Source organism: Pseudomonas sp. TE36184 (genome assembly GCF_054060055.1).
In genome coordinates this window covers 307,229-329,552 of record NZ_JBSSCU010000001.1, presented here as the reverse complement: position 1 = coordinate 329,552, position 22,324 = coordinate 307,229, and the positions used below count along the sequence as shown (strand labels likewise).

17 protein-coding genes are annotated in these 22,324 nt (G+C 62.2%); 8 read left to right on the top strand and 9 right to left on the bottom strand.

Annotation, left to right across the window (positions count from 1 at the left end):
• The first annotated feature begins 46 nt into the window (after window positions 1-46).
• Together ACVWZP_RS01555 and lpxH are read left to right on the top strand one after the other, a co-directional pair.
• Window positions 47-550, top strand: coding sequence for a peptidylprolyl isomerase (locus tag ACVWZP_RS01555; protein WP_017848096.1), 504 nt, complete (start codon window positions 47-49; stop codon window positions 548-550).
• Window positions 547-1,296 (top strand): UDP-2,3-diacylglucosamine diphosphatase, encoded by a 750-nt coding sequence (lpxH, locus tag ACVWZP_RS01550; protein ID WP_046382880.1) that lies wholly within the window; start codon window positions 547-549, stop codon window positions 1,294-1,296. The genes ACVWZP_RS01555 and lpxH overlap by 4 nt, the downstream gene beginning before the upstream one ends.
• Window positions 1,297-1,416: 120 nt before the next feature.
• On the opposite strand, the gene ACVWZP_RS01545 is transcribed toward lpxH, so the two are convergent.
• From ACVWZP_RS01545 to ACVWZP_RS01515, 7 genes are all read right to left on the bottom strand, one after another.
• Window positions 1,417-2,946, bottom strand: coding sequence for a DHA2 family efflux MFS transporter permease subunit (locus ACVWZP_RS01545; RefSeq protein WP_457369311.1), 1,530 nt, complete (start codon window positions 2,944-2,946; stop codon window positions 1,417-1,419).
• Window positions 2,946-4,142 (bottom strand): HlyD family secretion protein, encoded by a 1,197-nt coding sequence (locus ACVWZP_RS01540; RefSeq protein ID WP_046382878.1) that lies wholly within the window; start codon window positions 4,140-4,142, stop codon window positions 2,946-2,948. Before ACVWZP_RS01540 ends, ACVWZP_RS01545 begins: the two co-directional genes overlap by 1 nt.
• 15 nt (window positions 4,143-4,157) lie before the next feature.
• Window positions 4,158-5,609, bottom strand: coding sequence for an efflux transporter outer membrane subunit (locus ACVWZP_RS01535; RefSeq protein ID WP_457369310.1), 1,452 nt, complete (start codon window positions 5,607-5,609; stop codon window positions 4,158-4,160).
• Window positions 5,606-6,079, bottom strand: coding sequence for a MarR family winged helix-turn-helix transcriptional regulator (locus ACVWZP_RS01530; RefSeq protein WP_046382876.1), 474 nt, complete (start codon window positions 6,077-6,079; stop codon window positions 5,606-5,608). Before ACVWZP_RS01530 ends, ACVWZP_RS01535 begins: the two co-directional genes overlap by 4 nt.
• Before the next feature lie 142 nt (window positions 6,080-6,221).
• The gene (locus tag ACVWZP_RS01525; RefSeq protein WP_079444213.1) at window positions 6,222-9,893 is read right to left on the bottom strand and encodes a translocation/assembly module TamB domain-containing protein; all 3,672 of its coding nucleotides are present in this window, start codon (window positions 9,891-9,893) and stop codon (window positions 6,222-6,224) included.
• A complete protein-coding gene (locus tag ACVWZP_RS01520) occupies window positions 9,893-11,620 on the bottom strand; it encodes an autotransporter assembly complex protein TamA (RefSeq protein WP_017848103.1) in 1,728 nt (575 codons plus the stop codon). Before ACVWZP_RS01520 ends, ACVWZP_RS01525 begins: the two co-directional genes overlap by 1 nt.
• Before the next feature lie 63 nt (window positions 11,621-11,683).
• Complete coding sequence (locus tag ACVWZP_RS01515; protein ID WP_017848104.1) at window positions 11,684-12,334, bottom strand: GNAT family N-acetyltransferase; 651 nt, start codon at window positions 12,332-12,334, stop codon at window positions 11,684-11,686.
• 168 nt (window positions 12,335-12,502) lie between these two features.
• Between ACVWZP_RS01515 and xthA the strand changes: the two genes are divergently transcribed.
• Together xthA and ACVWZP_RS01505 are read left to right on the top strand one after the other, a co-directional pair.
• On the top strand, window positions 12,503-13,315 hold the full coding sequence (gene xthA / locus ACVWZP_RS01510; protein WP_046382874.1) for an exodeoxyribonuclease III: 813 nt from the start codon (window positions 12,503-12,505) through the stop codon (window positions 13,313-13,315).
• 134 nt (window positions 13,316-13,449) lie between these two features.
• On the top strand, window positions 13,450-14,781 hold the full coding sequence (locus ACVWZP_RS01505) for a substrate-binding domain-containing protein (RefSeq protein ID WP_046484977.1): 1,332 nt from the start codon (window positions 13,450-13,452) through the stop codon (window positions 14,779-14,781).
• Window positions 14,782-14,910: 129 nt separating this feature from the next.
• On the opposite strand, the gene ACVWZP_RS01500 is transcribed toward ACVWZP_RS01505, so the two are convergent.
• Window positions 14,911-16,140, bottom strand: coding sequence for an acyl-CoA dehydrogenase (locus ACVWZP_RS01500; RefSeq protein ID WP_017848107.1), 1,230 nt, complete (start codon window positions 16,138-16,140; stop codon window positions 14,911-14,913).
• Between the two features lie 151 nt (window positions 16,141-16,291).
• On the opposite strand from ACVWZP_RS01500, the gene ACVWZP_RS01495 reads away from it, so the two are divergent.
• From ACVWZP_RS01495 to ACVWZP_RS01485, 3 genes are all read left to right on the top strand, one after another.
• Window positions 16,292-17,227 carry a LysR family transcriptional regulator gene (locus ACVWZP_RS01495; protein ID WP_017848108.1) on the top strand — a complete coding sequence of 312 codons (936 nt, stop codon included), beginning with the start codon at window positions 16,292-16,294 and terminating at the stop codon, window positions 17,225-17,227.
• Window positions 17,228-17,412: 185 nt separating this feature from the next.
• The gene (locus ACVWZP_RS01490; protein ID WP_017848109.1) at window positions 17,413-17,808 is read left to right on the top strand and encodes a MerR family transcriptional regulator; all 396 of its coding nucleotides are present in this window, start codon (window positions 17,413-17,415) and stop codon (window positions 17,806-17,808) included.
• A gap of 16 nt (window positions 17,809-17,824) precedes the next feature.
• Window positions 17,825-18,724 (top strand): hydroxymethylglutaryl-CoA lyase, encoded by a 900-nt coding sequence (locus ACVWZP_RS01485; protein WP_457369309.1) that lies wholly within the window; start codon window positions 17,825-17,827, stop codon window positions 18,722-18,724.
• Between the two features lie 602 nt (window positions 18,725-19,326).
• Here the strand turns inward: ACVWZP_RS01485 and ACVWZP_RS01480 are convergent.
• Window positions 19,327-21,009 (bottom strand): AMP-binding protein, encoded by a 1,683-nt coding sequence (locus tag ACVWZP_RS01480; protein ID WP_261755177.1) that lies wholly within the window; start codon window positions 21,007-21,009, stop codon window positions 19,327-19,329.
• Window positions 21,010-21,160: 151 nt separating this feature from the next.
• On the opposite strand from ACVWZP_RS01480, the gene ACVWZP_RS01475 reads away from it, so the two are divergent.
• Window positions 21,161-22,324: an isovaleryl-CoA dehydrogenase gene (locus ACVWZP_RS01475; protein ID WP_057004448.1), complete on the top strand. Its 1,164-nt coding sequence runs from the start codon at window positions 21,161-21,163 to the stop codon at window positions 22,322-22,324.

Here is a 22,324-nt window from a genome sequence, read left to right as displayed (position 1 = left end):
GCGCACAGCGCCCGAACCCACGAATTCCCTGAAAAGAGTAGTACACATGACTCAAGTCAAACTGACCACCAACCACGGTGACATCGTCATCGAGCTGAACGCCGAGAAAGCGCCGATCACCGTCGCCAACTTCATTGAATACGTGAAAGCCGGCCACTACGAAAACACCGTTTTCCACCGTGTCATCGGCAACTTCATGGTCCAGGGCGGCGGTTTCGAGCCTGGCATGAAAGAAAAGAAAGACAAGCGCCCAAGCATCCAGAACGAAGCGGACAACGGCCTTTCCAACGACAAATACACCGTCGCCATGGCCCGTACCATGGAGCCGCATTCGGCCTCCGCGCAGTTCTTCATCAACGTCGCCGACAACGCCTTCCTCAACCACAGCGGCAAGAACGTGCAGGGCTGGGGCTACGCGGTGTTCGGTAAAGTCACCGAAGGCACTGACGTCGTCGACAAGATCAAAGGCGTTGCCACCACCAGCAAAGCCGGCCACCAAGACGTGCCAGCAGACGACGTGATCATCGAGAAAGCCGAGATCATTGAGTGATATTGCTGATTTCAGACTTGCATCTGGAAGAGGAACGCCCGGACATTACCCGGGCGTTTCTGGATTTACTCCACGGCCGCGCCCGTGGCGCCCAGGCGTTGTACATCCTCGGGGACTTCTTTGAAGCCTGGGTTGGCGACGATGGGATCACCCCTTTCCAGCGCTCGATTTGCGCGGCCCTGCGCGAACTGAGCGACAGCGGCACCGCGATTTTCATCATGCACGGCAACCGCGACTTCCTGATCGGCAAGACGTTCTGCAAAGCCGCAGGCGCCAAGCTGCTCAAGGACCCGAGCGTCGTGCAACTCGCCGGCGAGCCCGTGCTGCTGATGCACGGCGACAGCCTCTGCACCCGCGACGTCGGTTATATGAAGCTGCGGCGCATCCTGCGCAACCCGATTGTGCTGTTTATCCTGCGTCACCTGCCCTTGCGCACCCGCCACAAACTGGCGCGCAAGCTGCGCAACGAAAGCCGGGCGCAGACGCGGATGAAAGCCAACGACATTGTCGACGTCACCCCCGAGGAAGTGCCGCGGGTGATGCAGCAGTTCGGTGTGCGTACCCTGGTCCACGGCCATACGCACCGCCCCGCCATTCATAAGTTGCAGATCGGCGAGCAGGCGGCCAAGCGTATTGTGCTGGGGGATTGGGACAAGCAAGGCTGGGCATTGCAGGTGGATGAGCAAGGGTTTCAGCTGGCGGCGTTTGACTTCGTCAATCCGCAACTGGCACTGCCGGGCGCCTGATCAAATGTGGGAGGGGGCTTGCCCCCGATGGCAGTGGGTCAGCTTCAAATAGGTTGACTGATACACCGCTATCGGGGGCAAGCCCCCTCCCACATTTGATTCCATTTCAGCACTGGTTGATCAGTGCCCTGATGCAGCCGGCCCCGCCTTCGCGGTAAACGGCGGTTTGGCCAGCCACACCAGCAGCATCAAGCCCATGAACATCCACCCCAGCAACGTGAAGTAATCCACGGTGGACATCATGTACGCCTGGCTGGTGAGGATCTGCTCGAGTTGGGCGTAGGCCTTTTGCCCCGCGCCGCCCAACGCATTCAACGCATCGCGGGTCGCCGCGTCGTAGGTGGTCATGTTCTCGCTCATGTACGCATGGTGCTGGTCCGCGCGGCGAATCCAGATCCAGGTGGTCAGCGAGGCCGCGAAGCTGCCGCCCAGGGTCCGCAGGAACGTCGCCAGGCCGGCGCCGTCGGCGATCTGGTGCGGCGGCAGGTCGGACATCAGGATGCTCAAGGTCGGCATGAAGAACAGCGCCACGCCGATGCCCATGAACAGCTGCACCAGGGCGATGTGCTGGAAGTCCACCTCATTGGTGAAGCTGGCGCGCATGAAGCAGCTCAAGCCAATCGCCAGGAACGCCAGGCCCGCCAGGACGCGCAGGTCGAATCGGTGCGCGTACTTGCCGACAAACGGCGACATCAGCACCGGCAGAATACCGATCGGCGCCACGGCCAGGCCGGCCCAGGTCGCGGTGTAGCCCATCTGGGTTTGCAGCCACTGCGGCAGGATCAGGTTGATGCCGAAGAAGCCCGCGTAGCCGAGGACCAGCACGATGGTGCCGATGCGGAAGTTGCGGTAGGCGAACAGCCGCAGGTTGACCACTGGGTGTTTGTCGGTCATCTCCCAGATGATGAACACCGCCAGGGCAATCACCGAAATCGCCGCCCCCACGATGATGAAGTTGGATTCGAACCAGTCCAGGTCGTTGCCCTTGTCGAGGATGATCTGCAACGCGCCGACCCCGACGATCAAGCTCAACAACCCCACATAGTCCATCGGCTGGTAGCTGGTGACCACCGGGCGTTTCTTCAACTGCGAACGCACCACCATCACCGCAAAGATGCCGATGGGCACGTTGATGAAGAAGATCCACGGCCAGCTGTAGCTGTCGGTGATCCAGCCGCCGAGGATGGGACCGGCAATCGGCGCCACCACCGTGACCATCGCCAGCAGTGCCAGGGCCATGCCGCGCCTCGCCGGCGGGTAGACCGCGATCAGCAACGTTTGGGTCATCGGGTACAACGGCCCCGCCACCAGGCCTTGCAACACCCGAAAGCCGATCAGCTCGGGCATCGACGTGGAAATACCGCAGAGAAACGAGGCCAGCACAAACAGCACGGTGGCCCAGAGAAACAGCTTCACCTCGCCGAAGCGCCGGCTCAACCAGCCGGTCAGCGGCAGGGCAATGGCGTTGCTCACCGCAAACGAGGTGATCACCCAGGTGCCCTGCTCAGAACTCACGCCAAGGTTGCCGGAAATGGTCGGCAACGCCACGTTGGCGATCGTGGTATCGAGCACCTGCATGAAGGTCGCCAGCGACAGGCCAATCGTGGCCATCACCAAGCTGGGTGGCGAGAAGGACGCGTTATGGCTCATCAGCGTTGCACAGCCTTGGGCGCGGCGAGGCTGTTGTCATGAATCAACTGGGTGATCATGGCATCGGCTTCGGCCAACTGGCGGTCATACACGTTGGTGGTGAACGAGGCCTTTTGGGGTGCCTGTTGCGCCAGTACCGGGCCGCTGCGGTCGTGCAGGTCGACGTTGACCACCGTGCTCAAGCCCACCCGCAGGGGGTGTTTGGCCAGTTCTTCGGCATTGACGTGGATGCGTACCGGCACCCGTTGCACGATCTTGATCCAGTTGCCGGTGGCGTTCTGCGCAGGCAGCAAGGCAAACGCGCTGCCGGTGCCGGCGCCGAGGCTGTCGATGGTGCCGCTGAACTTCACATCGCTGCCGTAAATGTCCGCTTCGATGTCCACCGGTTGGCCGATACGCATATTGCGCAGTTGGGTTTCCTTGAAGTTGGCGTCGATCCACAGCTGGTTCAGCGGGATCACCGCCATCAACGCCGTCCCCGGCTGCACGCGCTGGCCCAGTTGCACGGTGCGCTTGGCCACATAGCCGGTGACGGGGGCGATCAGGGTGCTGCGCGCATTGGCCAGGTACGCCTGGCGCAGTTGCGCGGCGGCGGCTTGCACGTCCGGATGGGACGAGATCACCGTGTCGTCGACCAGGGCGTTGCTGCTTTTGAGCTGCTGCTCAAGGTTGGTCAGGGCATTCTTGGCCGCGGTCAGGCTGTCACGGGCGTGGGACAGTTCTTCCTGGGAAATCGCCCCGCCCTGGGCCAGGGTCTTACGCCGGTTGTAGTTGTCCTCGGCAGTTTGCACGTCGGCTTTCTGCGCATTGACCTGGGCTTTCATCCCGTCGACGTTGCTGTACAAGCCCCGCACCTGGCGCACGGTGCGGGCCAGGTTGGCCTGCGCACTTTGCAGGCCGACCGCCGCGTCGTTGGGGTCGAAGTTGATCAGCACCTGGCCTTCGTGGACCAGGTCGCCATCGTCGGCGCCGATGCTGACCACGGTGCCGGTGACCAGCGGGGTGATTTCCACCACGTTGCCGTTCACGTAGGCGTCGTCGGTGCTTTCATTGAAGCGGCCGTAGAGTTCATACCAACCCCACACGCCGACCACGCCGAGGATGACGATCAGCACCAGGCCGACCAGCATGACTTTGCGTTTGCGCGGGTTGTTATCGGGCGTTCCCGTTGCGTTGTTGCTTTCGGCAGTGGCCATGTCAGTTACCTCAAATTATTCCGTGCGTGTAGCTGGGGTGGTCGATGCCACATTTGCGGCGTCGTAGCCGCCACCCAGGGCTTGCATCAATTGGATCGACAGATCGATTTGCGCGGCGTTCAAGGTCGCCAGCTGACGCTGGGCCTGCAGCAATTGCTGCTCGATGCTGAGCACGTCCAGGTAGTTGCCGATCCCGGAGCTGTAACGCTGCATCGCGGTGTCGTAGGACTGCTGGGCAATGTCCGCGGCGTGTTGCTGGGCCTGGATTTGCCGACCGGTTTCGCGCAGTTGTGAAAGGCTGTTGCCGATATCGCCGAGGGCTTGCACCAGGGTTTTGTTGTACTGGGCCACGGCCAGGTCATAGTCGGCATCGCGCGCATCGAGGTTGGCGCGCAGGCGGCCGCCATCAAAAATCGGCAGCGAAATCGTCGGCGCAATGTTGAAGAAGCGGCTGGCCGAACCGAACATCGCATCCCCCAGCAACGACTCGGCCCCGGCGCTCGCGCTCAGGTTGAGGTTGGGGTAGAAGCTGGCCTTGCCGGCGGCGATGTTCTTGCTCGCCGCTTCCACCCGCCAACGTGCGGCGATCAGGTCCGGGCGCCGGCCCAGCAGTTCGGCGGGCAGCACCGAGGGCACGGCGACGACGCTGGGCTTGAGCACCGCCGGGCGCGCCAGTTCGTTGCCGCGGTCCGGGCCTTTGCCGAGCAATACCGCCAGGGCGATTTTCGCGCTCTGCAGTTGTTTTTCCGCATCGATCAGTTGCGACTGGGAGCTGGCTTCCAGGCTTTCGGTCTGCTGGTACTGGTACCGGCTGTCGATGCCCGAGTTCAGGCGGCGCTGGCTCAGGCTGAGCATTTGCCGGGTGCGCTTGAGGTCGTCATTGGCCAGGTCCCGCACGATATGCGCCTGGCCCAGGTCGCTGTAGGCCTTGGCCACATCGGCCGCCAGGGTCAGGCGCGCGGCCTGCTGGTCGACTTCGGCGGCGCGGGCCTGGCCCAACGCGGCTTCCCAGGCAGCACGCTGGCCGCCCCAGAGGTCGAAGTTGTAGTTGAAGCTGGCGCCGATGTTTCGCACCGTCGAGTAGGCATCGCCCTGCCCCAGCGGGTCCTTGTCCCTGGCCAGGCGCGAACGGCTCACACCGGCGCTGGCGTCCAGGGTCGGCAGGCGTGCGGCGTTGGCGGCATAGGCGGCGGCTTCGGCCTGGTGGGCACGGGCGCTGGCCACTTGCATGTCGGGACTGTTTTGCAGGGCTTCCTGGATCAAACCGTCGAGCTGCGGATCGCCGAGGCTTTTCCACCAGTCGGCGCTGGGCCAGGCGGCGCTCGACAGGGTCACGCCGGTCAACGACTTACCGGTCTGCAGGGTGTTCGCGTCGAGGCGTTGGCCCTGGGTGTCGAGGCCGCTGAAATTGGCGCAACCGGCCATGCTCATGGCCGTCAGCACCAGGCAAAGGGCACGTGTGTTCATGCTTTACCTACCCGCTGCAGGGTGATCGGATCACCGGCAGCTATCAGCATTTTCATGAGGATCTTTTCCAGGGTTTGCAATTCACCCGGCTCCAGTGCGCTGGCCAACTGGTTCAACGCCTCGGCGCCGATGTACGGCAGCCTGTCCGCCAGGCGCTGGCCGTCGTCGGTCAACACCAGTTGCACTTGGCGACGGTCCAGCGCCGACCGCTTGCGATCAAGCAGGCCTTTTTGTTCCAGGCGATCGAGCATGCGGGTCATCGAACCGCTGTCCAGGGACAGGTGGCGACACAGCTCCGCCGGGGTGTCGACACCGAACTGCGCCATGATGATCAACACCTTGAACTGCGCGGCGGTGATGCCGTGCGGTTCCATATGGATGTCGATGATTTTGTCTTTAAGGATCGCCGCACGGCCCAGCAACAGCCCGAGGCGGCAGTTGTGGAAGTTGTCCGGGGTGAAGTGTTTCATCGGAAGTCACCTTATTACTGCCTAGGCAGCGAATGTGTGACGAGATATTACTGCTTAGGCAGCTAATGTCAAATGAAATGATTAGCTTGCTTGGTATATGCGAGCGCAGGCACCCGCTCCCACTTTTTTACCGAGTCCGGCGCTAGAAATCGCGCTTGTAGAAAATATCCAACGAACTGGCCACCCCACTGGCCACTTCCAGGTACACCTTCTTGCTCAACAGGTAACGCAAGGCAATGGTGCTGGCCGGTTCGAACACCCCGACCCCATAACGCAGGCTGAGCTTCTCCGAGATCTTGCCGCTGGCGACCACGGCGGTGTTGGTGCCGCTGCCTTGGGTGTCGAGCTCGAAATCCTGGATGCCGAGGTCCTTGGCAATGTCCGAGGTCACACCGGCACTGCCCATCAAGCCCAGGCCCAGGGCGGCTTGGGCGAGCATATTGTTGTCTTCACCGGTGGTGCTCAGCGGACGGCCGAGCACCAGGTAGGACAGCGCCTGCTCCTGGCTCATGGCCGGCTCGGAGAAGATCTGCGTAGTGGGCTGTTCGGCGCTGCCGCTCAGGCGGATACCAGCGACGACATCGCCGGTCTTGCGGATCGCTTCGATATCCAGATAAGGCTGGTCGAGCGGCCCGGCGAACAGCAAACGCGCACGGCGCACATCCAGCTTCTGGCCGTAGGCACGGTAGCGGCCGTCGTTGAGCCACAGCTCGCCGCGGGTGTCCAGGTTGTCGCCGATATGCACATGCCCCTGCACCTTGGCGGTGAGGCCGAAGCCCGAGAAGTTGAGCTGGTCCTCACCCACCGCCACGTCGATATCCATCGCCATTGCCATCGGCGGCTTACCCTCTTCGGTCTGGCTGCCGACGATCACCGTGTCATCGGAGACCTTGACCGTCGACGGCGGCAGTTCGCGCACGGTGATGTCACCCCGCGGGATCTGCACCTTGCCGGCGATCGCGAGCTTGTCGTTCTTCAGGCTGATCTTCAGGTCGGGCGCAACTTCCAGCACCGCGTAAGGTTCGACGGTGACCGGCAGGTGCGCGCCTTGCAGGCTGAGGTCGACCGCCAGGGCGCGGCCCCAGTCGATGTGGCCCTTGAGGCTGCCCTGCCCGGCCTTGCCGCTGTGCCAGCTGCCATCGAGTTGCACGCTTTCGCCGGCAATCAGCGCCTGTACGTTCAAGCCTTCGAGGCTGATGGGCAGTTCCGCCCCGGAAATCTCGCCGCCCACCAGGTTCATGCTGCCGTTGACCAGCGGCGCCAGCAGGCCACCGGAGATGCGGCCATTGCCGTTGAGCTTGCCGTTGAGTTTTTCCACCATCGGCACAAACGGCCGCGCCACGGTGAGGTCCAGACCGGTGAGGCTGAAAGTACCGGTGATCGGCTTGTTTTTCGCCAGCGGGTTGATCTGTGCCTGCAACCGCAACTCACCGAGCTTGCCGCCCTGGAAGTTGAGCTGGGTGTCGATGCGCTTGGGGTTGAGGGTGGCGTCCAATTGCAGCGTGTCGTAGGGGAAATCCAGCCACTGGTGCTTGTCCTTGACGCGCAACGTGCCGCCACTGGCATCCACTGCGATCACGCCTTTGGGGCCGCTGGCCGGCAGGTCGAGCTGTACGTCGGCGTTGAGCGTGCCCTGCCAGGCGAAGTCCTTGGGCAACCAGGCCGCCAGGCTATCGATGGGGAATTGCTTGAGGTGGTAACGCAGCTTCGGTTCAGGCATCAGGCGCTGATCTTCAGCACACAGGCTGGCCGGGCCCGCGACCCAGCAGTGGGCGGCGAAGGTCAGCCTGCCATCGGCCAGGCGCTCGATTTTCGCCGGGGCCTGCAGCTTCCAGTCCTGGCCGCCGGCCTGCACGTCACCGCTGGCCAGGCGTCCGCGCCAGTTGCCTTGGTCGAGGTTGCCATCCAGGGCCAGGGCCAGCTTGACCAGTGGGCCGGCCAGATCCAACTGGACCTTCTGTTGCCTGACATCGCCCTGGGCGCTGGCTGTCAGGGTGCCGACTTGGGTGTCGCCGCTTTGGATGCCGCTGCCCTTGAGGTCGATCTTCGCGCGCTGGGCGTTATCGAGCGTGGCGTCGAGGCTCAGGCTTTGCAGGCGATTGTCGGCAAACGCCAGTTGCTGGCCCTTGAGGTCGAGTTTGCCTTGAGGCGCTTTGAGGCTACCGGCCACATCGAGTCGGCCATTGACCTGCCCGCGTAACTGCGGCCACAGCTGGGCCAGCCGCGTCAGTTTGATATCGATCTGCCCGGCCAGGCGTTGTTGCAGGCTGCCGCTGCCGTTGATGCGGTTGTCGCCCAGGCGGATATCCAGGTTGGCCAGGGTCCATTGCTCACCCGCGCCTTCGGCCTTGGCGGCCAATACGGCGGGCTGCCCGCGCAGACGGCCCTTGAGGCCGAGGTCGGCGCTCAGTTTGAGCTGCTGGTTCTTGAACTCGCCTTTGCTGCGCAGCGGTCCGGCCAGCGTGCCCGGCAACTCTGCGACCCAGTACGCCGGGTTCAGCGCCGACAGGTCGAGCGCCGTGTCCCAGGCGAGGCCGTCGGCGAACTGCAGGTTGAGGTGGCCTTCGGCCTTGCCTTGGCCAGCGGTCAGTTTCAGCTCGGGCAGGAACACTTGTTTGAGGTCGCCGCTGAACGGCGTGACCACGTTGAATTTGCCCGCGGGGCCATCGAGGTCGGCCTTGAGGTTGCCGAGGTAGTTGCCGTCTTTATAGAAAATTTCACCATTGAAGGTGCGCAAGGTGACTTGCGGCTCGTCAATCAAGGGGTAGAGGCGATGCCAGGGAAAGTCCAGCCAATCGATTTTCGCATCGGCGCTGAAGCCCTGCTGCCAGTCCAGCTGTGCCGTGAGTTTCAAGCTTTGTTTGTCACCGGCACTCAGATCCAGGCCGGCGATCTGCGCGCCCTTGGCATCGACCTTACCTTGCAGCAGTAAGTCCACCGGGCCCTTTTCTGCGGGCAGTACGGCTTTGCCGAGCAATTGGTAACCGCTGTCCAGGTCGCCTTTGGCGGTGAGGTCAAGTTGATTGAGTTGCAGGGTGTCAGGCAAATCGGCGCTGGGTTTGAAGGCGTCGGCGGTGATGTGCAGCTGTGCCGGCAGGTTTTCCACCAGCGGCTGCAACTCGCCGCTGAGCTTGGCCGGCAGGTAGCCGCTGCTGTCGGCGTCGAGCTTGAGGGTCTTGAGCAGGTCGCCATCGGCCCTGAACGCCACCGTCCACGGCGCGCCGCCGGGGGCGTAAGGCAGGCTCAGGTTGCCGCTGGCGGTCAACGGCCAGTCACCGCTGGGTTGGAGTAGCCCGGACAGGTCCAGCACCAGATCATCGCGTTGCAGATGCACGGAATCGATCTGCAGGCCCGCGGCGGTCCAATGCGCCGCCAGTTGCATACCCTTGAGTTCCTCACTGCCGTTAAACAGCAGGCTGCCGACGCGAACGTCGCCCAACTGGAGCGCAACCGGCAACTTCAGCGCCGGCAGCTGGATCGGCCCGCTGCTCGGCTCCGTGCTCGGCGCAAATTGCAGGCTGACTTGATCCACCGCCAACCGGTCAATGCACAGCGTCAGGCGCAGCAGGCAGGCCGGCGACCAGTCGAACGTCGGCGCGTTGAGCTCGACACGGTCACTGCCCTGCTGCCACAGCAGATGCTCGGCACTCCATTGGCCGCCCAAACGGCCCTGGAAATTATCCACGCTCAAGCCCGGCACCTGGCCCAACGCCCAACGGCTGCCCGCCTGGGTTCCGAGTACGGTCCACAGCGCCAGCAACACCACGGCCAGGAGGGCAACGGCAGCCAGCCCGGCTATTTTCAAACCACGCATCACAGCTCAGGCCCCATGGAAAAGTGCAAACGGATACCGCCCGGGTCTTCCAGGGCATGGGCCAGGTCGAGGCGAATCGGCCCGACGGGCGACACCCAGCGCAGGCCGACGCCCACGCCGGTTTTCAGGCTTGGCATTTCCAGGGTGTTGAAGGAGTTGCCCTGGTCGATAAAGGTCGCGATCCGCCATTTTTCGGCGATGGAATATTGATACTCGGCGCTCAAGGCCACCATGTAGCGGCCACCGATGCGGTCGCCACGGTCGTTCTCCGGCGACAGGGTCTGGTACTCGTAACCACGCACGCTCTGGTCGCCACCGGCAAAGAAACGCAGCGACGGCGGCACCGACTTGTAGCCGTTGGTGGCGCTGCCGCCGATCTGCGCCCGCGCGAGGAAGCGGTGCTTGTCCCACACGGTGGTCAGGCCTTTGACCATGGCCGTGCCGTAAAGCAGGTTGGTGTCGGAGCCGAAGCCTTCCTTGGCCAGCTTGGTGTCGAATTGCAGGCGATAGCCGTGGTGGGGATCGATGCGGTTGTCGCTGCGCAAATAGGAATAGCTGAGCCCCGGCATCAACAGGTTGCTCAGGCCCGAGTCATCGCCCAGGCGATACTCTTCACGCTGCCACTTGAGGGAGACCACCCGGGTCCAGCCGCTGGGCAACTTGCTGTGCCATTCCGGGCCGAGGGTGAGCAATTTACTCAGGGTGTCGGTGTTGGCCAGTTCTTCATTCTGGTAGCCGCCGGCAAAACGCAGTTTGTCGGTAAGCGGTGGGTCGAGCGGGATGTCGTACCACAGGCCGACGTTCTGCCGTGGCGCCGACAATTCGGCTTCCCAGCCATAACTGTGGCCCTGCGGATTGACCCAGTGGCGCGTCCAGTTGGCTTTGCCGCGCGGGCCGACGTCGGTGGAAAAGCCGAGGCCCAGGCCCATGGTGCGTGGCTTGCGGGTTTCCAGTTGCACCGCGACCGGGATCACATCGTTGGCCGACGCAGCCGGCGCGGCGTCCACCCGCACGCCCTCGAAAAAGCCGCTGGCTTGCAGGTTCTGGTTCAACTCGGCAATCAGTTCGGAATCGTAGGGCGCGCCGTTTTTGAACGGCACCATGCGTTGCAACAGTTCCTCATCGAACGGCGTATCGCCGGCAAAATTGACCTTGCCCAAGGTGTAGCGCGGGCCGCTGTCATACACCAGTTCGATATCGGCGACGCCCGCCTTGGGGTCGACCGACAGGGTCTGGCGGGTAAAGCGCCCATTGAAAAAGCCGTAGCGCGAGGCCTGGTTCTGGATCAGACGCTTGGCGTCTTCGTAATGGCCGTGGTTGAGCACGGCACCGGATTCAAGGTCGCGGCTGGCAGGCACACGAAAGGCTTTGAGGGCGGCGGCCGGGCCGTCGACCCGAATGGTCACGTCGCGCAAATGCACCGGTTCGCCGGGCTCGATGGTCAGGGTCAGGCGCGGGTTCTTGCCGCCCTGCACATCACTGCTGATCTGCGGCTGATAGAAGCCCAAGGCCTGGGCCGCTTTGCGCGCCTGCTCTTCGGCGCCACGGCTGAAGCGCAGCAACGCTTCTTCATCGCGATCGCCTACCCCGCCGATGTAGCCTTCGATGTTGGCTTTCAACGCGTCGTTTGAGGGTTTGACTCGCACGTCCAGTTCGCTTTGCGCCAAAGCGCCGCAGCTTGTGAACAGCAGAATCAAGCCGCTGGTAAATCTTCCTGGAAACTTCATAGGCGCGGATGCTACACGAGCTGGAGAGACTCTTTGAACTCAGATTTATCTGAAAATCCTGACTCAAGTCGTTACAGCCTGTAACGGCTGTGGATTGGCATGAAAAAACACATGCTCCAGGATCGGTCCTACAGCAACTTCGCCGATTTCCTCATAACCCTGACGCTTGTAGAACTCCAGGTAACGCGAGTTGCCGGTATCGAGCACCACACCGGACGAATGCGGGTCCTCGGCGCACCAGTTGTGTACCGCGCCGAGCAGTTGCTCACCGAAGTGCTTGCCCTGGAATTGCGGGTGAATACCCAGCAACGGCAACACATGCACCGAATCGCTGGGCAGGCACGCCAGCACCGCCTGGTGATAATCCAGGTAACGCCGCGTCCCCCGCACACCGGTGCTCAACCACATGCGCAATTGCCACGCCCAGCTCTCGGTGATGCCCAGGCGCCGCTGGGGTGGCGCGATCAACGCAACGCCGATCAGTCGGTCGTCGACGAACAGGCCGATGGCGGGAAGCTTCTGGAAGAAATGCTGCTTGACCAACTCGCGCACGGTGGCACGGACCCGCTGCTCATACCCCGGCCGCTCAGCTTCGAAGATGTAGGCGAACGTCGGCTCATGGCGATAAGCCTGGTACAGCAGGGAGCGCGCTTCGCTGGAATAGTCGCTATTGAGCAGGCGGATTTCGGCAATCGCAGTTGAAGTGTCAGACATACAGTGAATCTCCCTGGGCGCCATTCAAAAGACGGCGTTCTTATGGGTACGAACTTACGCAGCGCGAGTCGTTCCCAGACATTAGCAGCGCATCCGTCCTACCGCCACGCTGGCCCCCGTCCGACTTGTCGGCTAGCATCGCCCTTTTGCCAGACTGGACAGCCGACCATGAAAATCGTCTCTTTCAATATCAACGGGCTACGGGCTCGCCCGCATCAGTTGGCGGCGCTGATTGAAAAGCATCAACCCGATGTGATCGGCCTGCAGGAAACCAAGGTCCACGACGACCAGTTCCCGCTGGCCGAAGTGCAGGCCCTGGGGTATCACGTGTACTACCACGGCCAGAAAGGCCACTACGGCGTGGCCCTGCTCTCGCGCCAGGAAGCGCTGAGCGTACACAAAGGCTTTGCCAGCGATGAAGAAGACGCCCAGCGCCGCTTTATCTGGGGCACCTTCGCCGATGCGCAAGGCAACCCGATCACCATCATGAACGGCTATTTCCCCCAAGGCGAAAGCCGCGACCACCCCACCAAGTTCCCGGCCAAGCAGCGCTTCTACGCAGACCTGCAACAGTTGCTGGAAAGCCAGTTCAGCAACGACCAGGCGCTGGTGGTGATGGGCGATGTGAATATTTCCCCGGAAGACTGCGACATCGGCATTGGCCCCGACAATGCCAAGCGCTGGCTGAAAACCGGCAAGTGCAGCTTCCTGCCGGAGGAGCGCGAGTGGATGGCCCGCCTGAAGAACTGGGGCCTGGTGGACAGCTTCCGCCACCTCAACCCCGACGTGACCGACCGCTTCAGCTGGTTCGACTACCGCAGTCGCGGGTTTGAAGATGAACCCAAGCGTGGCCTGCGTATCGATGTGATCCTGGCGTCCAACGGCTTGCTGCCCAGGGTCAAGGATGCTGGGGTGGACTACGAACTGCGCGGCCTGGAAAAACCCTCGGACCATGCACCGATCTGGCTGGAATTGAGCTGACTTCACGGACGGCACGCTTAAACAATGTGGGAGCAAGCCCGCTCTCACATTTTTACGGTTGAGTGACAGTCATATTACTGAAACCCAACTGACTTAATCTCGCGGCACTCCCTTTGCCTTGAGACGGTGCCGGCATGATCCTGCGCGTTCTGTTATTGCTGACCCTTTTTCCCCTGAGTGCCGTTAGCGCGCCGCTGCCCATCCCCGATCAGGGCCCCGCCTTGCGCATCCAGGGCTCCAACACGATCGGCGCGGCGCTTGGCCCGGCGCTGGTCAAAGGGTTGATGGAGCAGCAGGGCCTGCAAGGGGTCCACGCTGAACCCGCCGAAGGCGCCAATGAACAGCGCGTGATCGGCAAGACCCGCCAGGGCAAGACGCTGACCATCGAGGTCGACGCCCATGGTTCCAGCACCGGTTTTGCCGCGCTGCACAAAGCCAGCGCCGACCTCGCCGCCGCCTCCCGCCCGATCAAAGACAGCGAACTGGTGGACCTCGAACCCCTGGGCGACCTGAAAAGCCCCGAGGCCGAACAGGTGATCGCCATCGACGGCCTGGCCATCATCCTCAACCCGCGCAACCCGCTGAATACGCTGAACACCGAGCAACTGGCGCAAATTTTCAACGGTGAAATCAGCACCTGGGAAGCACTCGGCGGCATCGGCGGGGCGATTCATTTATATGCGCGGGATGATCGGTCGGGCACCTATGACACTTTCAAGGACCTGGTCCTGAGCCGTCGCGGCAAGCCCCTCGCCGCGTCGGCCAAGCGGTTCGAGGCCAGCGAGCAACTGTCGGACGCGGTGAGCCAGGACCCGCAAGGCATCGGTTTCATCGGCCTGCCCTATGTGCGCCAGGCCAAGGCGGTGGCGATCGTCGACGGTGACTCGCAACCGATGCTGCCGCTGAACAGCCTGATAGCCACCGAGGACTACCCGCTGTCGCGCCGCCTGTTCTTTTACCTACCGCCGACCTCGCACAATCCGTGGGCCAAGGCGCTGGTGGACTTCACCCAGAGCAGCAAGGGCCAGGCGATCGTGGCGGCCAACGGGTTTATCGCGCAGCGGGTCCAGGCGATAAGCGTGGAACCACGCCCGTCCATGCCCGAGGACTATCAGGCAATTGCCCGCGAGGCCCAGCGCCTGACGGTGAATTTCCGCTTCGAAGAAGGCAGCGCCAGCTTGGACAACAAGGCGCGCCAGGATGTGCAGCGCGTGGTGGCGTATATAAAAGGCCACGGCAAGCTCGACAAGCAGGTGACGCTGGTAGGGTTCGGCGATATCAAGAATGACCCGCAACGCGCGGCGCTGTTGTCCAAACTGCGGGCGATGGCGGTGCGTCGGGAATTGGTCAAGAGCGGCGTAGTGCTCCGCGATATCCGCGGGTTTGGCGCGCAGATGCCGGTGGCGGCGAATACTGCGGATGAGGGTCGGATCAAGAATCGGCGGGTGGAGGTTTGGGTGTACTGAGGTTTGTGTTTTGTGTTGTTCGCACGGGCCTCGTCGCGGGCAAGCCCCCTCCCACACTAGACCGCGTTCTCATGCACAACTCGGTCAACTGTGGGAGGGGGCTTGCCCGCGATGGCAGGCGACGCGGTGTTACTGCCCGCCGCGCATCAACTCTTTAGGCACATACTTGCCGATCTCGAACTTGCCGATCGCCGCACGGTGGACTTCGTCCGGGCCGTCGGCCAGGCGCAGGGTGCGTTGCATGGCGTACATGTAGGCCAACGGGAAGTCGTTGGAGACGCCGGCGCCGCCATGGATCTGGATCGCGCGGTCGATCACCTTCAACGCCACGTTCGGCGCCACCACCTTGATCTGGGCGATTTCGCTTTTCGCCACTTTGTTACCCACGGTGTCCATCATGTAGGCGGCTTTCAGGGTCAGCAGGCGTGCCATGTCGATTTCCATGCGCGAGTCGGCGATCTTGTCGATATTGCCGCCCAGGCGCGCCAACGGTTTGCCGAACGCGGTGCGGCTGATGGCGCGTTTGCACATCAGTTCCAGCGCGCGTTCGGCCATGCCGATGGAGCGCATGCAGTGGTGAATGCGGCCCGGGCCAAGACGCCCCTGAGCAATTTCAAAGCCGCGACCTTCACCCAGCAGGACGTTTTCATACGGCACGCGCACGTTGTCGAACAGCACTTCGGCGTGGCCGTGGGGCGCATCGTCGTAACCGAACACCGGCAGCGGGCGCACGATTTTCACGCCAGGGGCGTCCACCGGCACCAGGATCATCGAGTGCTGCTGGTGGCGCGGCGCATCGGGATTGCTCAGGCCCATGAAAATCAGGATCTTGCAACGCGGGTCGCAGGCGCCGGAAGTCCACCATTTCTTGCCGTTGATCACCCACTCGTCGCCCTGGCGCTCGGCGCGGGCGGCCATGTTGGTCGCGTCCGAGGAGGCCACGTCGGGCTCGGTCATGGCGAAGGCCGAGCGGATCTCGCCGCGCAACAGCGGTTCGAGCCAGCGCTGTTTCTGTTCGGCGTTGGCGTAGCGCACCAGCACTTCCATGTTGCCGGTGTCCGGGGCGGAGCAATTGAACGGCTCCGGGCCCAGCAGCGAACGGCCCATGATTTCCGCCAGCGGCGCGTATTCAAGGTTGGTCAGGCCAGCGCCCAGTTCGGATTCGGGCAGGAACAGGTTCCACAGGCCTTCGGCTTTCGCCTTGGCTTTGAGCTCCTCCATGATCGCGGTGGGCTGCCAGCGGTCGCCTTCGCTGACCTGGCGTTCGAACACCGGTTCGGCCGGGTAAACGTAAGCGTCCATGAACGCAGTGACGCGTTCACGCAGTTCCTGAACCTTGGGCGAATAGGCGAAATCCATGAGCAGCTCCCTTCTTTGAGAGGTTGTTTAGGTCATGCAATCGATGCTAGAACAGCGTTGAAAATTTACCTAGCCTATTCTCGGCGTGTATTAACATTCATCACCGATATATGATCGGGGCATGGCCACCTAACAATAAGAGCGCAACGAAATGAATCTGAGCAAGGTCGACCTCAACCTGTTTATCGTCTTTGACGCGATCTACACCGAAGCCAACCTGACCCGTGCCGGGCAGATTGTCGGCATCACCCAACCGGCGGTGTCCAACGCTCTGGCACGCCTGCGCGAGACCTTCAACGACCCGCTGTTCGTGCGGACCGCCCAAGGCATGGTGCCCACGCCGATGGCGCAGAACATCATCGGCCCGGTGCGCAACGCACTGTCATTGCTGCGCGTGTCGGTGCAGGAAAGCCGGATTTTCAACCCGCAACAGGCGGCCAAGACCTACCGCATCAGCATGACCGACTTGACCGAAGCGGTGATCCTGCCACTGCTGTTCCAGCGCTTGCGTCGCCTGGCGCCGACGGTGGTGATCGAGAGTTTCCTGTCCAAACGCCGTGAGACCACCAAGGAACTGGCCGCCGGGCGCCTGGATTTTGCCGTCGACGCACCGCTCAACACCGACCCGCAGGTGCGCCACGTCAAGCTGATGGAAGACCGCTACGTGTGCGCCATGCGCAAGGGCCATCCGATGGCGGGCAAGGACAAGTTCACCCTGGACGATTACCTGTCGCTGACCCATATCCATATCTCCAGCCGCCGCAACGGCCTGGGCCATGTCGACCTGGCCCTGGGCAAGATGGGCATCCAGCGCAAGATCGCCCTGCGCTCCCAGCATTACCTGATGGCCTCGCAAGTGTTGCAACAGACCGACATGGTGATGACCGTGCCCGAGCGCTTCGCCCGCCGCCATGAACTGCACTGGTTCAACCTGCCGGTCAACGACGTGCCGCCGGTGGAAACCCACCTGTACTGGCACGAGAGCACCGACCAGGACCCCGCCAACCGCTGGATGCGCGAGCAAATGATCGAGTTGTGCCAGCAGGTCACGGCGCACGAGAAGAAACTCGACAAGCTGCAAGCCTGAACCTGTCGCCGTGTAGGAGCGAGCTTGCTCGCGAAAAACCCGAGGGCGCCTTTGGGTATCAGGGCTACCGCGTTAGCGTTGACGTTTTTCGCGAGCAAGCTCGCTCCTACAGGGATTGATGATCGACCTTGACGTTTACGTCAACCTGACATTAGCTTAGCGCCAAGACTTTCTTGAGCGCCTTCATGAGCACGACCTACAGCATTTCCGACCTCGCCCGCGAGCTCGACATCACCACCCGCGCCATTCGCTTCTATGAGGAACAAGGCCTGCTGGCCCCGGAACGCCGGGGCCAGGAACGCATCTACTCGGCGCGGGACAAGGTCAGCCTCAAGCTGATCCTGCGCGGCAAGCGCATCGGTTTTTCCCTGGCCGAATGCCGTGAACTGATCGAACTCTACGACCCCACCAGCGGCAACCATGTCCAACTCAACAGCATGCTGGTGAAAATCGCCGAGCGTCGCGAACAGTTGGAGCAGCAGTTACTGGACATCGAACAAATGAAGCTGGAACTGGACACCGCCGAAGAGCGCTGCACCCAGGCCCTGGCCGAAACCATCCAAGGCCAGGCTGGCCATTGATCATAAGGTAGTTGCCATGTCCCTCCCCTCCCACGTGCGCCTGGTCGAAGTCGGCCCGCGCGACGGTTTGCAGAATGAAGCCCAACCCATCAGCGTGGCCGACAAGGTGCAGTTGGTGGATGCCCTCAGCGCCGCGGGCCTGAGCTACATCGAAGTCGGCAGTTTTGTTTCGCCCAAATGGGTGCCGCAGATGGCCGGTTCCGCCGAAGTCTTTGCGCAGATCCAGCGCCAGCCCGGCGTGACCTACGGCGCGCTGGCGCCAAACCTGCGCGGCTTTGAAGATGCGCTGGCCGCCGGGGTCAAGGAGGTCGCGGTGTTTGCTGCGGCGTCCGAGGCGTTTTCGCAGCGCAACATCAACTGCTCGATCAGCGAAAGCCTGGAGCGATTCGTGCCGATCATGGCGGCCGCCAAACAGCAGGGTGTCAGTGTGCGCGGCTATGTGTCCTGCGTGCTGGGTTGCCCTTACGAAGGCGCGGTCGCCCCGGAACAAGTGGCGGCGGTGGCCCGCGAGCTGTTTGCCATGGGCTGCTATGAAGTGTCCCTGGGCGACACCATCGGCACCGGCACCGCGGGAGCCACGCGCCGGCTGTTCGAGGTGGTGGGCGCGCACGTGCCACGGGACAAGTTGGCGGGGCACTTCCATGACACCTATGGGCAGGCCGTCGCCAACGTCTACGCCAGCCTGCTGGAAGGGATCAACGTGTTCGACAGCTCTATCGCCGGCCTCGGCGGTTGCCCCTACGCCAAAGGCGCCAGCGGTAACGTCGCCACCGAAGATGTGGTGTACCTGCTCAACGGCCTCGGGATCGAGACCGGCATCGACCTGGAGCGCTTGATTCTCGCGGGCCGGCAGATCAGCGACGTACTCGGCCGGCCCAGCGGCTCGCGCGTTGCCAGCGCGCGTAACGCCAGTTGAGTAACTTAGCCGTGACAATGTGTTACCGCAGGCCGGCCGGACGAGTAACACGGGAACATATTTTCCCGTGTTTACCGTAGGGCATTTCCCACAAAAAACTCAACTCATTGATTTTAAACGATTTTTAAAAGTTGGCACGGCTTCTGCTATCTCTATGGCATAACAAGAATAAAAAGCGCCAAACCTAATAAAAATAAGACGAAACGACTCTGACATAACAAAAACAACACGGCAGAGACGCAGCTAACAGATTTTTTTGGAGAAGATGTGCTTCGCAGGGTACGGCATGCCGAAACCCGCAACCGGATAGAGAAAAATAAAACTACCTCAGGTAGCTACCCACTGGTTGGATCGTGTACGAAGAAGCAGATCAGCGCTCAAAAAAATACGTTTGCTCTTGACCCTGGATGGGGTCGCCAAAAACAGCGGTAAAGGGTAACGGTTGCCAAAAACAACAATAGACCGCCCCTCAATAATAAAAAAAGAGCACGTAACAACAAATTAAAGGGGACCTTCGGGTCCCCTTTGTGCTGTCTGGGATTACGCAATTTAAACTGTGGGAGGGGCTTGCTCCCTACCCCCACAAGTTTTCAGCGAAACGACTAAGACTGCGTTCGCAGCTCTTCGATCGAGATCTCGCGCATGCGGAATTTCTGGATCTTGCCGGTGACCGTCATCGGGAATTCATCCACGAACTTGAAATGCTTGGGCGTCTTGAAGTGCGCGATACGCCCCTTGCACCACGTGTGCAACTCCAGCGCGCTGGCCACATGCCCGGGGTGACACTTGACCCAGGCAACAATCTCTTCGCCATAACGCTCATCCGGAATACCAATGACCTGCACATCGGCCACCGCCGGGTGCGTGAAGAAAAACTCTTCCAGCTCGCGCGGGTACACGTTCTCGCCACCGCGAATGATCATGTCCTTGTTGCGCCCGACGATGCACACGTAGCCGTGCTCGTCCATGGTCGCCAGGTCACCGGTATGCATCCAGCCGGCGTCGTCGATTGCGTCGCGGGTGCCGTCGGGGTTGTTCCAGTAACCGAGCATCACGCTGTAGCCACGGGTACACAGCTCACCGATCTCGCCACGCGCGACGGTGTGACCGGCGAGGTCGACGATCTTGCTTTCCAATTGCGGCTGGGTGCGGCCGACCGTGGTGACGCGGCGCTCCAGGTCGTCATCGGGGCCGGTCTGCAGGGACACCGGGCTGGTTTCGGTCATGCCGTAGGCAATCTGCACTTCGCTCATGTGCATTTCGCCGATGACCCGGCGCATCACTTCGATCGGGCAGGTGGCACCGGCCATGATCCCGGTGCGCAGGCTGGACAGGTCGAACTCGCCGCGTTGCGGATGGTCGAGCATGGCGATAAACATGGTCGGCACGCCGTACAGGGCGGTGGCGCGTTCTTCGGCGACGGCGGCCAGGGTCAGCAGCGGGTCGAAGCCGTCGTTCGGGTAAATCATGGTGGTGCCGTGGGTGATGCAGCCCAGGTTGCCCATCACCATGCCGAAACAGTGATACAGCGGCACGGGGATCACCAGGCGGTCCTGCGCGGTCAAGCCCAGGCTTTCGCCGACCATGTAACCGTTGTTGAGGATATTGAGATGACTGAGGGTGGCGCCCTTGGGGAAGCCGGTGGTGCCGGAGGTGTACTGGATATTGACGGCCTGGTCGAAGTGCAGGCTGGCTTGGCGCGCGTTCAATCGCTCAGGCGGGATGCCCGCACCAAGGGCCGCCAGTTGCGACCAGGGCAAAAAGCCCGTGGGCGGGCGCGGCGCAAGGCTGATCACGCCGCGCAGGTCCGCCAGTTTTTCGCAGTTCAAGCGGCCGACGGGTTGCTCCGCCAGCTCGGGCAGCAATTCCTGCAACATCGCGTGGTAATCGGAGGTCTTGAACGAACCGGCACACACCAGCCATTGGCAGCCGGATTGCTTGAGCACGTATTCCAGCTCAGTGCTGCGATAGGCCGGATTGATATTAACCAGGATCACCCCGAGCTTGGCGCTGGCCAGCTGGCTGATGCACCACTCGGCGCAGTTCGGCGCCCAGATGCCCAGGCGATCGCCGCGCTGCAGGCCCAACGCCAGCAGCGCGCGGGCGTGCAGGTCGACGGTCTCCGCCAGTTGCTGCCAGGTGTAGCGGCGTTGCTGGTGACGCACCACCAAGGCTTCCCCATCGGGATACTGCGCAACCGTGTGATCGAAGGCCTGACCGATCGTCATGGCCAACAAGGTCTTGTCCTGAGAGCCACGGCTGTAGCTCTGATTCGGTTGATCCATAACGACCCCTGTTGTCTTTTTTGTAGGTTGACGTAAACGTAAACTACGATTGACAGCGCCGCAACGCAAGCTTACGTTAACGTAAAGGTGAGCATCCCCTCCCCCGGTGCCGTCACCCCACAACAACAAAGCTCAATAAAGGTGCCTGTCCATGAGTTACCCCTCCCTGAACTTCGCCCTCGGCGAAACCATCGACATGCTGCGCGACCAAGTGCAGTCCTTCGTGGCCAAGGAGATTTCTCCGCGCGCGGCACAAATCGACATCGACAACCTGTTCCCCGCCGACCTGTGGCGCAAGTTCGGTGACATGGGCCTGCTGGGCATTACCGTGGCCGAAGAATACGGCGGTGCCGGCCTGGGCTACCTGGCCCATGTGGTGGCCATGGAAGAGATCAGCCGTGGTTCGGCGTCGGTGGCGTTGTCCTACGGCGCCCACTCCAACCTCTGCGTGAACCAGATCAACCGCAACGGCAGCCATGAACAGAAACTCAAGTACCTGCCGAAGCTGATCAGCGGCGAACACGTCGGCGCCCTGGCCATGAGCGAGCCGAATGCCGGCTCCGACGTGGTCTCGATGAAACTGCGCGCCGACAAGCGCGGCGACCACTACGTGCTCAACGGCAGCAAGACCTGGATCACCAACGGCCCCGACGCCAGCACCTACGTGATCTACGCCAAGACCGACCTGGACAAAGGCGCCCACGGCATCACGGCGTTCATCGTCGAGCGCGACTGGAAAGGCTTCAGCCGCAGCAACAAGTTCGACAAGCTCGGCATGCGCGGCTCCAACACCTGCGAGCTGTTCTTCGATGACGTGGAAGTGCCGGAGGACAACATCCTCGGCGTGCTCAACGGCGGCGTCAAAGTGCTGATGAGCGGCCTGGACTACGAACGCGTCGTACTGTCCGGCGGCCCGACCGGGATCATGCAAGCCTGCATGGACCTGATCGTGCCGTACATCCACGACCGCAAGCAGTTCGGCCAGAGCATCGGCGAATTCCAGCTGATCCAGGGCAAGGTCGCCGACATGTACACCCAGCTCAACGCCAGCCGCGCCTACCTGTACGCGGTGGCCCAGGCCTGCGAGCGCGGCGAAACCACGCGCAAGGACGCGGCCGGGGTGATCCTCTACAGCGCCGAACGCGCCACGCAAATGGCCCTCGACGCGATCCAGATCCTGGGCGGCAATGGCTACATCAATGAATTCCCCGCCGGACGCCTGCTGCGCGACGCCAAGCTGTACGAAATCGGCGCCGGCACCAGTGAGATCCGGCGCATGTTGATCGGTCGCGAACTCTTCAACGAAACCCGCTGA

Excerpts from the sequence above, each read along its gene's own strand:
- ACVWZP_RS01555 (WP_017848096.1), top strand. The coding sequence starts at position 47 with ATGACTCAAGTCAAACTGACCACCAACCACGGTGACATCGTCATCGAG.
- ACVWZP_RS01545 (WP_457369311.1), bottom strand. The coding sequence starts at position 2,946 with ATGAGCCATAACGCGTCCTTCTCGCCACCCAGCTTGGTGATGGCCACG.
- ACVWZP_RS01540 (WP_046382878.1), bottom strand. The coding sequence starts at position 4,142 with ATGGCCACTGCCGAAAGCAACAACGCAACGGGAACGCCCGATAACAAC.
- ACVWZP_RS01535 (WP_457369310.1), bottom strand. The coding sequence starts at position 5,609 with ATGAACACACGTGCCCTTTGCCTGGTGCTGACGGCCATGAGCATGGCC.
- ACVWZP_RS01530 (WP_046382876.1), bottom strand. The coding sequence starts at position 6,079 with ATGAAACACTTCACCCCGGACAACTTCCACAACTGCCGCCTCGGGCTG.
- ACVWZP_RS01525 (WP_079444213.1), bottom strand. The coding sequence starts at position 9,893 with ATGCGTGGTTTGAAAATAGCCGGGCTGGCTGCCGTTGCCCTCCTGGCC.
- ACVWZP_RS01520 (WP_017848103.1), bottom strand. The coding sequence starts at position 11,620 with ATGAAGTTTCCAGGAAGATTTACCAGCGGCTTGATTCTGCTGTTCACA.
- ACVWZP_RS01515 (WP_017848104.1), bottom strand. The coding sequence starts at position 12,334 with ATGTCTGACACTTCAACTGCGATTGCCGAAATCCGCCTGCTCAATAGC.
- xthA (WP_046382874.1), top strand. The coding sequence starts at position 12,503 with ATGAAAATCGTCTCTTTCAATATCAACGGGCTACGGGCTCGCCCGCAT.
- ACVWZP_RS01505 (WP_046484977.1), top strand. The coding sequence starts at position 13,450 with ATGATCCTGCGCGTTCTGTTATTGCTGACCCTTTTTCCCCTGAGTGCC.
- ACVWZP_RS01500 (WP_017848107.1), bottom strand. The coding sequence starts at position 16,140 with ATGGATTTCGCCTATTCGCCCAAGGTTCAGGAACTGCGTGAACGCGTC.
- ACVWZP_RS01495 (WP_017848108.1), top strand. The coding sequence starts at position 16,292 with ATGAATCTGAGCAAGGTCGACCTCAACCTGTTTATCGTCTTTGACGCG.
- ACVWZP_RS01490 (WP_017848109.1), top strand. The coding sequence starts at position 17,413 with ATGAGCACGACCTACAGCATTTCCGACCTCGCCCGCGAGCTCGACATC.
- ACVWZP_RS01485 (WP_457369309.1), top strand. The coding sequence starts at position 17,825 with ATGTCCCTCCCCTCCCACGTGCGCCTGGTCGAAGTCGGCCCGCGCGAC.
- ACVWZP_RS01480 (WP_261755177.1), bottom strand. The coding sequence starts at position 21,009 with ATGGATCAACCGAATCAGAGCTACAGCCGTGGCTCTCAGGACAAGACC.
- ACVWZP_RS01475 (WP_057004448.1), top strand. The coding sequence starts at position 21,161 with ATGAGTTACCCCTCCCTGAACTTCGCCCTCGGCGAAACCATCGACATG.